This window comes from Loktanella sp. PT4BL, assembly GCF_003201935.1.
Lineage (GTDB): Bacteria > Pseudomonadota > Alphaproteobacteria > Rhodobacterales > Rhodobacteraceae > Yoonia.
The window spans coordinates 80,876-92,654 of record NZ_QJJL01000003.1 but is presented as its reverse complement, the minus strand read 5'-3'; the positions used below and the strand labels follow the sequence as shown (position 1 = coordinate 92,654).

The window sequence follows — 11,779 nt, the reverse complement described above, 5'->3', positions numbered from 1 at the left end:
CGCGGAGTTAGCGAAATGGCGCCATGGTTGCAAGAAGCGTTCAGCCTTGGCGCGGCAGTCCTGCCAACGGAACGGGCAATGAAGTGCGCGCCATCACGTCACCGGTTACCTCTGCCGTTGCCGTTGCCGTTGCCGTTGCTATTGCTATTGCTATTGCTATTCCCAGAGCTGGTATTGTTGCCGCCACCATTATTGCCATTGCCGGTGTTGTTGCTACCGCCATTATTGCCGTTGCCGTTGCCGTTGCCGTTGTTACCGTTGCCGTTACCGTGGTTGCTGTTACCGCTATTGCCGTTGTTGCCGTTGCCATTATTGCCGGAACCGCCGTTGCCAGTGCTACCGCTGCCGCTGCCAGTATTGCCGCTGCTGCCAGTGTTGCCGTTGCCGCCAGTGTTGCCGTTGCCGCCGCTGCCAGTGTTGCCGCTGCTGCCAGTGTTGCCGCTGCTATCACCGCCTCCGGTGTTGCCATTGCTGCCACTGTCGCCGGTGCTCCCGCCGCTACCACCTATAGCAGGTGGTTGTGTATCACCCAGAGCCGCCACAACATCCATCGCAAACTCTCTGGTCCCGTTCCAGACAGCCTGAGACGCACCGATCCCGAGAATAGCTGCGATCGCTGTGATGACCACAAAATCCACAGTAACCGTACCATTCTCATCTTGCCGGAATTTCTTGAAAATTGTGCGAGCACCGGTCGGTCTTTGGGTTTGGGCGCACTGCGACAGAAAATTCTTACCCCCGAATATATCAAACACTGCATCATTCCTTCTAAACACGCACGAGATACGCAAACGGCGCGGCACACGGCTTTTCAATTTGTTCGCTAATCACCTCAGGCTTTGTTCCAATTAAGACAGAATATTGAAAATTTGCCTCTAATTGTGACCTTGCAAACAGAAGCAAGACCGGTTGAGGGCAGCGATTGGGCGGCCTCCCGTGACGCGGCACCTAAGCTCCTCTTAACTTTGCTGTCGTAAGACGCGTGCATGTTTATTCACTCCGCAGCCCCCGTCATTGTCGCAGAAAGCCTCTATGCGGCAGCATGTCCGCACCTGTCACCGCGCGCCTTGCGACTGGGTTCGCTACTTGGTGCGATGAGCTATGCGCTGGATATGACGGAAGGTCAGCCGCCGGGGCACTGTATTCGCTGTTGCTGGATCGGGACGCGCATTGGCAATGCCCTCGGGATGACCGGGCAAGCCTATGAGGACCTGTATTTCACCCTTTTGTTGAAAGATCTTGGGTGCAGCAGCAACGCGGCACGGATTTGTGAACTCTACGTTGCAGATGACATCACCTTCAAACGTGATTTCAAGATGATTGACGGCAGCCTGACTGCCGCATTGCGCTTTGTTTTCACCAAGACAGGGCTTGGCGCCGGCCTAAGTGAAAGGCTACGCGCAACCGTCAATATCCTGCGCAATGGTGGCGAAATCAGCCGTGAACTGATTGAAACGCGTTGCAACCGTGGTGCTGATATTGCCGCAAAGATGCGGTTTTCGGATGCCGTCCAAGAGGGCATCCGATCACTTGACGAGCATTGGGGTGGCGGCGGCAAACCACTGGGCCTCTCGGGCGATGATTTACCGCGTATTTCAAACATTGCTTTGATGGCGCAGGTCGTCGACATTTTCCATTCGGCGCAGGGACCAGAAGCCGCAATGGCCGAAATCGAAGGACGCGCCGGCGGCTGGTTTGATCCGGCTTTGGTCGCAGCCTTCAAAGAGGCGAGTGCAGCACCTGACTTTTGGAGCCGCTTGAATGATCCGTGTCTGGAGGAACTTGTTTTCTCACTCGACCCAAGCGAAACGGCCCAAGCTGTCGACGAGGATTATCTCGACGACATCGCCTCGGCCTTTTCCGACGTCGTCGATGCCAAATCGCCCTTTACGGCCGACCATTCCAACCGGGTCACCCTCTATACCGACATGATCGCCGAAGAACTCGGGCTTTCGGCGGATCACCGGCGCTGGCTGCGGCGTGCGGCGCTTTTGCATGATCTTGGAAAACTGGCTGTCAGTAATCAGATCCTCGACAAACCGGGGCGTCCGGATGCCGCCGAATGGGCGACCATCCGGCAGCATCCGAAGTATAGTCAGACAATCCTCGAAAAGGTCGAGGCCTTTCGCGATATTGCACCTGTTGCCGGAGCCCACCATGAACGTATGGATGGGAAAGGTTATCCTGAGGGACTAGGGGGTAAAGATCTTTGTCTTGAGGCCCGCATACTCGCCGTTGCGGATGTTTTTGATGCGCTCACTGCGGACAGGCCCTACAGGGCCGCAATGCCGATCGCGAAAGCGCTGGAAATCATGGCCGCTGATGTTGAATCTGCCTTTGACCCGGCCTGCTTTGCTGCACTGCATGCTGGGCTAGCTAAGCTGGCAAGTCCCGATGGAGTTTGAGAGTTTCTGACAAACGGCCTGCGGATCGGTGACAGGTCGGCTCGCGCCGCAAGCAGACAATTGGGTGGCCTGAACTTGGGCAGCCTGCGCGCCCGTGGTATTGCAGACACATTCACATGATCCGCCAACCTCCCAAACGCAAAAGGCCGCCCAGTTTCCTGTGCGGCCTTTCTTTTCATGTCAGGTGCGGGGCTTAAGCAGCCAGCGCATCCTTGGCTTTGCCAACAACAGCGGCAAATGCCTCAGGCTCGTTCACGGCCAGATCAGCAAGAACCTTACGGTCCACTTCGATGCCAGCCAGTGTCAGGCCGTTGATGAACTTGGAATAGTTCAGTGTCTCGTCAACCGAGCGCACACCTGCGTTGATCCGCTGGATCCACAAAGCGCGGAAGTTGCGCTTGCGGTTGTGACGGTCACGGGTTGCATATTGGTTGGCTTTGTCGACCGCTTGTGCCGCGACCTTGAAGGTCTTGGAGCGGCGATCATAATAACCTTTGGCAGCGTCGAGTACTTTTTTGTGACGACGGTGCGTGACGGTTCCACCTTTAACGCGCATATCTCAATTCCCTCTAATTAACGTGCGTAAGGCATCATCGGCTTGATGATACCCTCGTCTTGCTTGCTCAATGTGGTTGTCCCACGAGCGTTGCGGAGGAATTTGTTCGTGCGCTTGATCATGCCGTGGCGCTTGCCAGCCTGGCCCGCCACAACACGGCCAGAAGCCGTAACTTTGAACCGCTTTTTGCAGCTCGATTTCGTTTTCATCTTCGGCATTTCCGTCTCCTTCAAAGGTTCGGTCTAATCGCGCGACTCGGCATGCCATCTTGGCCGGACGCGCGGGCTCAGGCGCGGCTGATACGACAGGGGTCGGGTTATTGCAAGAGGTGTTTCGCGTTTTGGCCTGTGGTGCAAGGCAAAGCGTGGCTTTAGCTGCCGATCACCGACGCCACGACACGGACGATCACATCGTCAATAGTATCCAGTGCATAGGCGCCGGGGTTTTCCTGGGCAGCATAAGCCATGCTTCCCGCCCCGATCACCAGCAAGGCAAGGGCCGTTTTGGGCCAGCGCCAATCGGAATAGGCGCTGACAGCCGAGGGGATTGCAAAGGCGACCATCGTCAAACCGATCACAAAGATAAGATCATAATCCATGGTGCCCTGCCGATATTGATACGCAATGTTACTCTTGTTCTACTGCGTAAATCAAACGCTCAGCACAAGGGGCAACGCGCAGGATATTTGTAGACCCAGGGGTATTGAAGGGCACACCTGCGGTGACGACGATCATATCGTCCTCACCCGCAAGGTTCTGGGCCTTTGCGGCACGGACCGCGGCAATCACCGCGTCCTTAAACCGGTCCACATGGCCGGAGAGCACACAGTTCGTGCCCCACGACAAGCAAAGCCGCCGCGCGGTTGTGATGTGATTGGTCAGCGCAATGATGGGCACACGCGGGCGTTCGCGCGACACCAGAAGCGCTGTGCGCCCTGATTGCGAGAAACAGCAGATCGCTTTGACATCGGTTGTCTCAGCAATCTCTCGGGCCGCGGACACGATCCCGTCAGCCACTGTCTTGCCTTCGGATTTGCGCGACGCCTCAATGATTTCGGTGTAGGTCGGGTCAGCTTCGACCTCGGCTGCGACGTTGCTCATCGTGGTGACGGCTTCGATCGGGTAAGAACCCGCAGCGGATTCCGCCGACAACATGATCGCGTCCGCGCCTTCATAGATCGCGGTAGCCACGTCAGACACCTCTGCGCGGGTCGGCATCGGGCTGTCGATCATGGATTCGAGCATCTGCGTCGCCACGATGACGGGCTTGGCAGCCGCACGGCATTTGCGCACCAGCTGCTTCTGGATCGGTGGCACGTTCTGCACCGGCAGTTCAACACCCAGATCGCCACGTGCGACCATGATCCCGTCAGAGACCGCCAGAATGCTGTCAAAAACCTTCACCGCGTTGGGCTTTTCGATTTTCGACAGGATCGCCGCACGGCCTTTGGCCAGCTCGCGCGCCTCTTCCACGTCTGCGGGGCGCTGAACGAACGAGAGTGCCAGCCAGTCCACGCCAAGCTCACACACGAATTCCAGATCTTTGCGGTCTTTTTCCGACAGCGCTGCCAGCGGCAGAATCACGTCAGGCACGTTCACGCCTTTGCGGTTGGAAATGGTGCCACCCACGATCACTTCGCAATTGGCGAAAGTGGCGCCGCAATCCTTGACCCGCAGTTTGATCTTACCGTCGTTGACCAGCAGATGCGCGCCCGGTTCAAGCGCGTCGAAAATCTCTTTGTGGGGCAGCTTGACCCGCGTTGCATCACCTTCGGCATCATCCAGATCAAGGCGGAAACCCGCACCCGGCACCAGTTCTTCTTCGCCATTGGCGAACACACCAACCCGCAGTTTCGGCCCCTGCAAATCCGCAAGAATTGAAATCGGGCTGTCGAGGTCCTTTTCCACCTGCCGGATAATCGCGTGGCGTGCTCTGATCTCTTCATGATCCCCGTGTGACATATTCAGGCGGAACACATCGGCACCGGCCTCGTGCAGGGCGCGGATCATCTCGTAATCATTGGAAGCGGGGCCAAGTGTTGCGACGATTTTCACATTGCGGTGGCGTCTCATAGTCATTCCTTCGTACATCGCTACCGTTAGCGGTAACAGATTGGGTTGCGCCCTTATTGCGCAATTCCATTCCTGCTTCAACTAGCCTAAATCCTGTGTCAAAGGAATGACACCGCTATGACACATGACCCTTACGAAATCATTGGTGAGAACCGCCCCGGGCGCTGGCTAATTGCCTGCGATCACGCCACAAATACCCTCCCCGATTGGGTGCATGGTGGCGATCTGGGCCTGCCTGAGGCAGATATGCAGCGCCATATCGCCTATGATATCGGCGCGGCAGGTGTGACACGCAAATTGGCTGAAGCTTTGGACAGCCCCGCCATTCTGTCACGCTTTTCGCGACTGGTCTGTGACCCGAACCGCGGCGAGGACGATCCCACGATCATGATGCGCCTCTATGATGGCACGATTATTCCGGGCAACCGCAACGCCGATGACGCCGAAAAAGAAGAACGCCTGCAGCGGCTCTATCGGCCTTATCATGCCGCCTATGCGGACTTGGCCAACAAGATGGATAATCCGGTGATCTGTGCCGTACATAGTTTCACGCCGCGCTTGCAAGGGCGGCATCCGCGCCCTTGGGAGATTGGCGTGCTTTATGCCGATGACGCACGGCTTGCGACGCCCTTCATGGCTGCCTGCCGCGCGGCAGGGTGGTGTACTGGCGACAACCAACCCTATGCTGGCCACCTGCCCGGAGATGCCGTAGACAGGCATGCCTTGCAGCATGGCCGCCCGAATGTGTTGATTGAGCTACGTCAGGACCTGATCGCGGATGAAGCGGGACAAACCCTTTGGGCAAACCGGCTGGCCCCTATATTAACACAAGTATTGGCTCAATCAGGCCTGTGAGAGGACAAGACCATGGACGACCAGACCCGTATCGAGATCGAAGCTGCCGCCTTTCGCAGGTTGCAAAAGCACCTGATGGAAGACCGCACCGACGCGCAAAACATCGACATGATGAATTTGGCAGGTTTCTGCAGGAATTGTCTGGCGCGCTGGTATCAGGAAGCCGCCAACGAACGCGGAATCCCCATGACCAAGGACGAAGGCCGCGAAGCATTCTACGGGATGACGATGGCCGAGTGGAAAGCAAACTATCAGACCGAAGCAAGCGCCGAGGCCAAAGAAGCCTTCAAGGACAGCCACGGATAGGAGCCCATCATGCTTGAACGCCTCACCGCATTCTTTGGCAATCCCACCGGCTATCACACGCCGTTGCCCGAGGCCGACGCAAGCCACGCTATGGGCGCGTTACTGGTGCGTGCGGCAAAGGCAGATCACACCTATCTGGTCGAAGAAATCGCGATGATCGACAAGATTCTGGCCCAGCGTCACGGCATCAATCCGGTCGCCGCCGCCAAAATGCGTGCGGAATGCGAACTTTTGGAACGCAAAATCCCACAGACCACGGATATTGCTGCAATCCTAGAGACCGCTATCGGTACCACGGAAAAGGAAGCGACGCTGCTGGCGCTTTGGCAGGTTGTCTATGCTGACGGGATCATGCACGCAGAAGAAGACGAGGTGCTGCACCAGATCGAAGCCGTGTTTGGCGTAGGCCCCGAGCGCGCGAAAGAGTTGCAGGCACAAGCGCAGGCAGGGGCGTAGGCCGCGCCCTGCCTGTGACGCGCTTCTTTTTTAGCCATGCCATTTGTGGCATGTTCATGCCCGGCGAGACCACACAGAAAGAAGCAGGCACATGCAAGAGATAGATATGCCAAAGCACAAACAGACATCCGGCAACGTGCAAGGATTCGAACTCCCGCGCGGGTGCCTGATGACTTCCGGACTGATCCTTTTGCCGATCATGACCCTGGCGATTTTATTCGTTGCAAAGATGCTTTAGGCAGTGGCCCGCATTCGGCCCCGATCTGGCCGGAACTACACAGCCACCTTACGGCTTTCCTCAAGATAAATCTCGCGCAACCGCGTCGCCACAGGTCCCGGTGTACCGGACCCGACGGGTACGCCATCCACCTCGACCACAGGCATCACAAAGGTGCTGGCGGATGTGATAAACGCCTCATCCGCGTCCTGCGCTTCGGCAATCGTAAAGCTGCGTTCCTCGACCTTCATCTGTGCCTCACGCGCAAAGCGTAGCACGGCAGCACGCGTGATCCCGTGCAGGATTTCATTGCCCAGATGCCGGGTGATGATCGTGTTGTTCTTGATGATATAGGCGTTATTCGAGGTACCTTCGGTCACGGCCCCGTCCTCGACCATCCACGCATCATCGACACCGGCGGCCTTGGCCATCATCTTGCCCATCGACGGGAACAGCAGTTGCACGGTTTTGATGTCGCGGCGTGCCCAGCGCTGGTCTTCGATCGAGATGACCTTGATGCCTTTTTTCGCCGCAGGGCTATTGGCCAGACCGGGTTTGTTCTGGGTGAACAGCACCACCGTTGGCTTTGTAGTCTCCGGATCGGGGAAGACAAAATCGCGGTCTTCAGGGGCACCACGGGTGATCTGCAGATAAATCATACCCTCTTCAATGCCGTTCAGGCGCACCAACTCGCGGTGGACCTCCAGAAGATGCGGCAGAACCTCGGGGTGCGGCATATCTAGCTCGTTCAGTGACCGTTCCAGCCGCTTGGCATGGCCTGCGAAATCGATCAGCTTGCCGTCCAGCACCGAGGTGACTTCATACACCCCGTCCGCCATCAGAAATCCGCGATCAAAGATCGAGACTTTCGCTTCGTTTTCCGGCAGATACGTGCCGTTGACATAGACTGTCCGCATGGTCATCCCCAAAGTGCTGTGGCGGGCGGGTGCACGCCCAAGTGATCGAATTTCAAAGGTTCATCACGGTCTTCGGCCAATAACAGCGGCCCGTCAAGGTCGGTGAATGCCACACCCTGCGCAAGGATCGTGGCGGGCGCCATCGCAAGTGACGATCCGACCATGCAGCCAACCATCACCTCATAGCCCTCGGCCTGTGCCTGGCGTTTCAGCGCCAGCGCCTCGGTCAGGCCTCCGGTTTTATCCAGCTTGATATTCACCATGTCGTATTTGCCCCGCAGCGCAGGCAGGCTGGCACGGTCATGGCAGCTTTCATCGGCGCAAACGGGCAAGGGGCGTGCGATTTCAGCCAACATGTCATCCGCCCCTGCAGGCAACGGTTGTTCCACCATTTTCACGCCAAGGCGGATCAGATGCGGCGCGAGATCGGCATAGACCTCCGCCGTCCAGCCCTCGTTCGCGTCAACGATAATATCCGCATCCGGCGCCCCCCGGCGGACCGCTTCAAGACGCGCCATATCGTCCGGCGTGCCAAGCTTGATTTTAAGCAAGGGGCGGGCCGCGTGTTTGGCAGCTTGCCGTTCCATCGCCTCGGGCGTGTCAAGCGAAAGGGTATAGGCCGTTATCTCCGGGCTTGGCACGGGCACACCCAACAGGTCCCAGACCCGCTTGCCCGCACGCTTTGCCGCATGATCCCAGAACGCGCAATCAAGCGCGTTGCGCGCAGCCCCCGCAGGCAAGGCATCAGGCAAATCGGGCCAAGCACCCGTGAAACCCTCAATCTGTGCGGTCACACTTTCCAGCGTTTCGCCATAGCGCGCATAAGGAACGCATTCACCCATGCCGCGCGCGCCATCACCTTCAACCGAAACCGTCAGGACCTGTGCCTCGGTCCGTGACCCACGACTGATCGTAAAGACCTCCGCCAGTTGGAACACATCGCGCGTCACACTGACTTTCATGATACCCTCATCATCTTGCCCAAAATACTCCCGCCGGAGGCATCAAAGTTCTGCCAGCGCATCCACCAAGCGGGCAGCCCCCTGCCGGTAGGTGTCAACGGTCGGCAGACCCATGCGCTTTTCGACCTCGGCCATGTAGGAAAGCGCCTCATCCTCGGACAGGTGCTGGGTGTTAATCGACACGCCCACAATCTGACAGGCGGGGTTTGCCACGCGCGCGATGGGCAGCGCGGTGTCGCGTAGGGTTTCAAGGCTGGGCAAGGCGTAATCCGGCAACCCGCGCATGTGGGTGCGGGTGGGCTCATGGGCAAGCACCAGGGCATCGGGCTGGCCGCCGTGGATCAGGGCCATTGTCACACCTGAGTATGAGACATGGAACAGGCTGCCCTGCCCTTCAATGTGGTCCCAATGATCGGGATCATTGTCAGGGGTCAGATATTCCACAGCACCCGCCATGAAATCCGCAATCACAGCATCCAGCGGCACGCCCCCGCCGGTAATCAGGATGCCCGTCTGCCCTGTAGGGCGGAAGGTGGATTTCATGCCACGCTTTTGCATCTCGGCATCCATCGCAAGGCCGGTATACATTTTGCCGACCGAACAATCCGTGCCAATCGCAAGGCAGCGCTTGCCGGTACGTTTCTTGCCGTTCGCAATCGGATAGGCGACGGACGGAATACGCACATCAAAGAGCGTCCGGCCGCTCACACGGGCCGCAGCCATCAACTCGTCCTCATCCCGCAGCAGGTTATGCAGGCCCGACGCAATATCAAACCCCATGCGCAGTGCGGTCACCAAAACCTCTTTCCAGGCCTTGGAGATATAGCCACCACGGTTGGCCACGCCGATCACCAAGGTTTTGACACCGGCCGCCTGAGCTTCCTCCAAAGTCATATCGGGGATCCCGAGATCCGCCCCGCAACCGGGCATCCGGAGTTGGCCAAGGGCGTTCTCGGGACGCCAGTCCTTGATCCCTTGGGCCACTTTCGCGGCCAATTGATCTGGGGCATCGCCGAGGAACAAAAGATAGGGGGTCTGGATCATGGAAAGGCTCCGGATAACTGGGGTTTCGTGTTGTGTGGAAGATATCGCGCATCACAGCGCAATTGCATCGCTGAATAGGACGTCTAGAACGGCAATCATGGCAATTTCTTGCGTAAAATATACCTTTCTTCGAAGAAATGACGGATCAGTTCCGTAAGGTGGATAGGATATCCACCGCCCCAACAAAAAAGCCCGGGCGCGAACGCCCGGGCTCTGGAAAGCTAATGGGAGGGCATTAGCCTTTCGAGAAGTCAGGATAGGCTTCCATACCCAGCTCAGCCATGTCCAACCCGTTGATCTCGGCCTCTTCGGTGACACGGATACCCATGACCCCTTTGAGGATTGTCCATACGACCAGCGAGATGACGAAGGTGAAGACACCGTAGGCGATGATACCTGTGATCTGCGCACCCCAGTTACCTGTGTAGAAGGCAACAGCCAGCGTACCCCAGATACCTGCGAAGAGGTGGACAGGGATCGCACCGACAACGTCATCGATCTTGAACTTGTCGAGCATTGGCACAGTGAAGACCACAATCACACCACCAACAGCACCGGTCAGCAAAGCACCGAAGAGCGATGGTGCCAGAGGCTCGGCTGTGATGGAGACCAGACCGGCAAGCGCGCCGTTCAGAACCATCGTGAGGTCGACCTTCTTGTACAGGATCTGCGTCAGGATCAGCGCAGTCACCGCACCGGCGGAAGCCGCCATGTTGGTGTTCGCAAAGATGCGGCCAACGTCTGTGATGTCGCCAACAGTACCCGCAGCCAACTGCGAACCACCGTTAAAGCCGAACCAGCCCAGCCATAGGATGAATGTACCCAGTGTCGCAAGAGCGAGGTTGGAACCCGGCATTGGCACGGTTTTGCCGTCCTTGTACTTGCCCAGACGCGGGCCAAGGATCAATGCACCGGCCAGAGCAGCCCAGCCACCGACAGAGTGTACGATTGTGGAACCGGCGAAGTCGGAGAAGCCCAGTTCGGACAACCAGCCGCCGCCCCACTGCCAGGAACCTGAAATCGGGTACATCAGACCTGTCAGGATCACGACGAAGATCAGGAACGGCCACAGCTTGATACGCTCGGCCAATGCACCCGATACGATCGACGCGGTCGCCGCAACGAACATCAACTGGAAGAAGAAGTCTGAAGCAACGGATGCGTAATCCAAAGCGGCGTCAGACGCGGAAAGGCCCACCGGCTCAAGCACGGTTGGTACAAAGTTCAGCGCGAAGTAGCCGTTGAAATCACCCGGATACATCAGATTGAAGCCCACCAGCCAGTACATGATGGCTGCGATCGAGAAGAGCGCGATGTTCTTGGTCAGCTGCATCGCGACGTTCTTGGAACGCACGAGGCCAGCCTCCAGCATGGCAAAGCCTGCCGCCATCCAGAACACCAGAAAGCCGCCCACAAGGAACAGCAATGTGGTCATGATGTACGGGCCGATCTCATCAAAGCTCGGCGCGGCATCCTGCGCCAGCGCGAAAGTCGGAAGCAGCGTCAAGGCTGCGCCAACTGAAAGATATTTCGTCAGTTTCATAGTTTTGTCCCTCGTTCCGCGATTAAAGCGCGTCATCATTGGTCTCGCCGGTCCGCACGCGCAGCGCACTTTCAACGTCGAGTACGAAGATCTTGCCGTCGCCGATCTTCTCGGTCTTGGCGGTGGTTGCGATGGTGGACACGACCTGCTCGGCCATGCTGTCCTGCACGACGATCTCGAGCTTGACCTTTGGCACGAAGTTCACCGCATATTCTGCGCCGCGGTAGATCTCAGTGTGACCGGATTGTGAGCCGAAGCCCTTGATTTCAGACACCATCATGCCGCGCACGCCAACGGTGGTCAGCGCCTCGCGGACCTCCTCGAGCTTGAACGGTTTGATTGTTGCAATGATGAGTTTCACGTTCTTCCCCTTGCAAATACTACTGCAGGCCCAATTTCGGCAGCGCCCGCTTGCAGGGAGACAAAGAGCCCGCCATCACCCCGGC

14 protein-coding genes are annotated in these 11,779 nt (G+C 57.7%); 5 read left to right on the top strand and 9 right to left on the bottom strand.

Features of this window, described 5'->3' with window-relative positions; genetic code table 11:
* The first annotated feature begins 23 nt into the window (after positions 1–23).
* Together C7964_RS19960 and C7964_RS10150 are read left to right on the top strand one after the other, a co-directional pair.
* Positions 24–827 (top strand): hypothetical protein, encoded by an 804-nt coding sequence (locus tag C7964_RS19960; protein WP_181417154.1) that lies wholly within the window; start codon positions 24–26, stop codon positions 825–827.
* Positions 828–986: 159 nt separating this feature from the next.
* Entirely contained in the window at positions 987–2,405 is a 1,419-nt protein-coding gene (locus C7964_RS10150) for an HD-GYP domain-containing protein (RefSeq protein ID WP_220000172.1), read from the top strand.
* A gap of 193 nt (positions 2,406–2,598) precedes the next feature.
* On the opposite strand, the gene rplT is transcribed toward C7964_RS10150, so the two are convergent.
* From rplT to pyk, 4 genes are all read right to left on the bottom strand, one after another.
* Positions 2,599–2,961 (bottom strand): 50S ribosomal protein L20, encoded by a 363-nt coding sequence (gene rplT, locus C7964_RS10145; protein WP_055297200.1) that lies wholly within the window; start codon positions 2,959–2,961, stop codon positions 2,599–2,601.
* A gap of 17 nt (positions 2,962–2,978) precedes the next feature.
* Positions 2,979–3,179 carry a 50S ribosomal protein L35 gene (gene rpmI / locus C7964_RS10140; RefSeq protein ID WP_055297198.1) on the bottom strand — a complete coding sequence of 67 codons (201 nt, stop codon included), beginning with the start codon at positions 3,177–3,179 and terminating at the stop codon, positions 2,979–2,981.
* Positions 3,180–3,331: 152 nt separating this feature from the next.
* On the bottom strand, positions 3,332–3,559 hold the full coding sequence (locus C7964_RS10135) for a hypothetical protein (RefSeq protein ID WP_110279565.1): 228 nt from the start codon (positions 3,557–3,559) through the stop codon (positions 3,332–3,334).
* 28 nt (positions 3,560–3,587) lie between these two features.
* Positions 3,588–5,033, bottom strand: coding sequence for a pyruvate kinase (pyk, locus tag C7964_RS10130; RefSeq protein ID WP_110279564.1), 1,446 nt, complete (start codon positions 5,031–5,033; stop codon positions 3,588–3,590).
* A 117-nt stretch (positions 5,034–5,150) separates the two neighbouring features.
* Between pyk and C7964_RS10125 the strand changes: the two genes are divergently transcribed.
* From C7964_RS10125 to C7964_RS10115, 3 genes are read left to right on the top strand one after another with little or no spacing between them, the layout of a single operon-like run.
* The gene (locus tag C7964_RS10125) at positions 5,151–5,888 is read left to right on the top strand and encodes an N-formylglutamate amidohydrolase (RefSeq protein WP_110279563.1); all 738 of its coding nucleotides are present in this window, start codon (positions 5,151–5,153) and stop codon (positions 5,886–5,888) included.
* A 12-nt stretch (positions 5,889–5,900) separates the two neighbouring features.
* Positions 5,901–6,194: a DUF1244 domain-containing protein gene (locus C7964_RS10120; protein ID WP_110279562.1), complete on the top strand. Its 294-nt coding sequence runs from the start codon at positions 5,901–5,903 to the stop codon at positions 6,192–6,194.
* A gap of 9 nt (positions 6,195–6,203) precedes the next feature.
* Complete coding sequence (locus tag C7964_RS10115) at positions 6,204–6,650, top strand: tellurite resistance TerB family protein (protein ID WP_110279561.1); 447 nt, start codon at positions 6,204–6,206, stop codon at positions 6,648–6,650.
* A gap of 273 nt (positions 6,651–6,923) precedes the next feature.
* Here the strand turns inward: C7964_RS10115 and C7964_RS10110 are convergent, their stop codons facing one another.
* From C7964_RS10110 to C7964_RS10090, 5 genes are all read right to left on the bottom strand, one after another.
* Positions 6,924–7,790, bottom strand: a complete 867-nt coding sequence (locus C7964_RS10110) for a D-amino-acid transaminase (RefSeq protein WP_110279560.1) — start codon at positions 7,788–7,790, stop codon at positions 6,924–6,926.
* Positions 7,787–8,746 (bottom strand): N-acetyl-D-Glu racemase DgcA, encoded by a 960-nt coding sequence (gene dgcA, locus C7964_RS10105; protein ID WP_110279559.1) that lies wholly within the window; start codon positions 8,744–8,746, stop codon positions 7,787–7,789. The genes C7964_RS10110 and dgcA overlap by 4 nt, the downstream gene beginning before the upstream one ends.
* 42 nt (positions 8,747–8,788) lie before the next feature.
* Entirely contained in the window at positions 8,789–9,790 is a 1,002-nt protein-coding gene (dgcN, locus tag C7964_RS10100; protein ID WP_110279558.1) for an N-acetyltransferase DgcN, read from the bottom strand.
* 235 nt (positions 9,791–10,025) lie between these two features.
* Complete coding sequence (locus tag C7964_RS10095) at positions 10,026–11,333, bottom strand: ammonium transporter AmtB (protein WP_110279557.1); 1,308 nt, start codon at positions 11,331–11,333, stop codon at positions 10,026–10,028.
* Between the two features lie 22 nt (positions 11,334–11,355).
* Positions 11,356–11,694: a P-II family nitrogen regulator gene (locus C7964_RS10090; RefSeq protein ID WP_055297178.1), complete on the bottom strand. Its 339-nt coding sequence runs from the start codon at positions 11,692–11,694 to the stop codon at positions 11,356–11,358.
* Positions 11,695–11,779: the final 85 nt, after the last annotated feature.

Bases quoted from the DNA above. Each gene is read 5' to 3' on its own strand.
- C7964_RS10135 (WP_110279565.1), bottom strand. From the start codon at position 3,559: ATGGATTATGATCTTATCTTTGTGATCGGTTTGACGATGGTCGCCTTT.
- C7964_RS10150 (WP_220000172.1), top strand. From the start codon at position 987: ATGTTTATTCACTCCGCAGCCCCCGTCATTGTCGCAGAAAGCCTCTAT.
- pyk (WP_110279564.1), bottom strand. From the start codon at position 5,033: ATGAGACGCCACCGCAATGTGAAAATCGTCGCAACACTTGGCCCCGCT.
- dgcN (WP_110279558.1), bottom strand. From the start codon at position 9,790: ATGATCCAGACCCCCTATCTTTTGTTCCTCGGCGATGCCCCAGATCAA.
- rpmI (WP_055297198.1), bottom strand. From the start codon at position 3,179: ATGCCGAAGATGAAAACGAAATCGAGCTGCAAAAAGCGGTTCAAAGTT.
- C7964_RS10095 (WP_110279557.1), bottom strand. From the start codon at position 11,333: ATGAAACTGACGAAATATCTTTCAGTTGGCGCAGCCTTGACGCTGCTT.
- C7964_RS10115 (WP_110279561.1), top strand. From the start codon at position 6,204: ATGCTTGAACGCCTCACCGCATTCTTTGGCAATCCCACCGGCTATCAC.
- dgcA (WP_110279559.1), bottom strand. From the start codon at position 8,746: ATGAAAGTCAGTGTGACGCGCGATGTGTTCCAACTGGCGGAGGTCTTT.
- C7964_RS10120 (WP_110279562.1), top strand. From the start codon at position 5,901: ATGGACGACCAGACCCGTATCGAGATCGAAGCTGCCGCCTTTCGCAGG.
- C7964_RS19960 (WP_181417154.1), top strand. From the start codon at position 24: ATGGTTGCAAGAAGCGTTCAGCCTTGGCGCGGCAGTCCTGCCAACGGA.
- rplT (WP_055297200.1), bottom strand. From the start codon at position 2,961: ATGCGCGTTAAAGGTGGAACCGTCACGCACCGTCGTCACAAAAAAGTA.
- C7964_RS10125 (WP_110279563.1), top strand. From the start codon at position 5,151: ATGACACATGACCCTTACGAAATCATTGGTGAGAACCGCCCCGGGCGC.
- C7964_RS10110 (WP_110279560.1), bottom strand. From the start codon at position 7,790: ATGACCATGCGGACAGTCTATGTCAACGGCACGTATCTGCCGGAAAAC.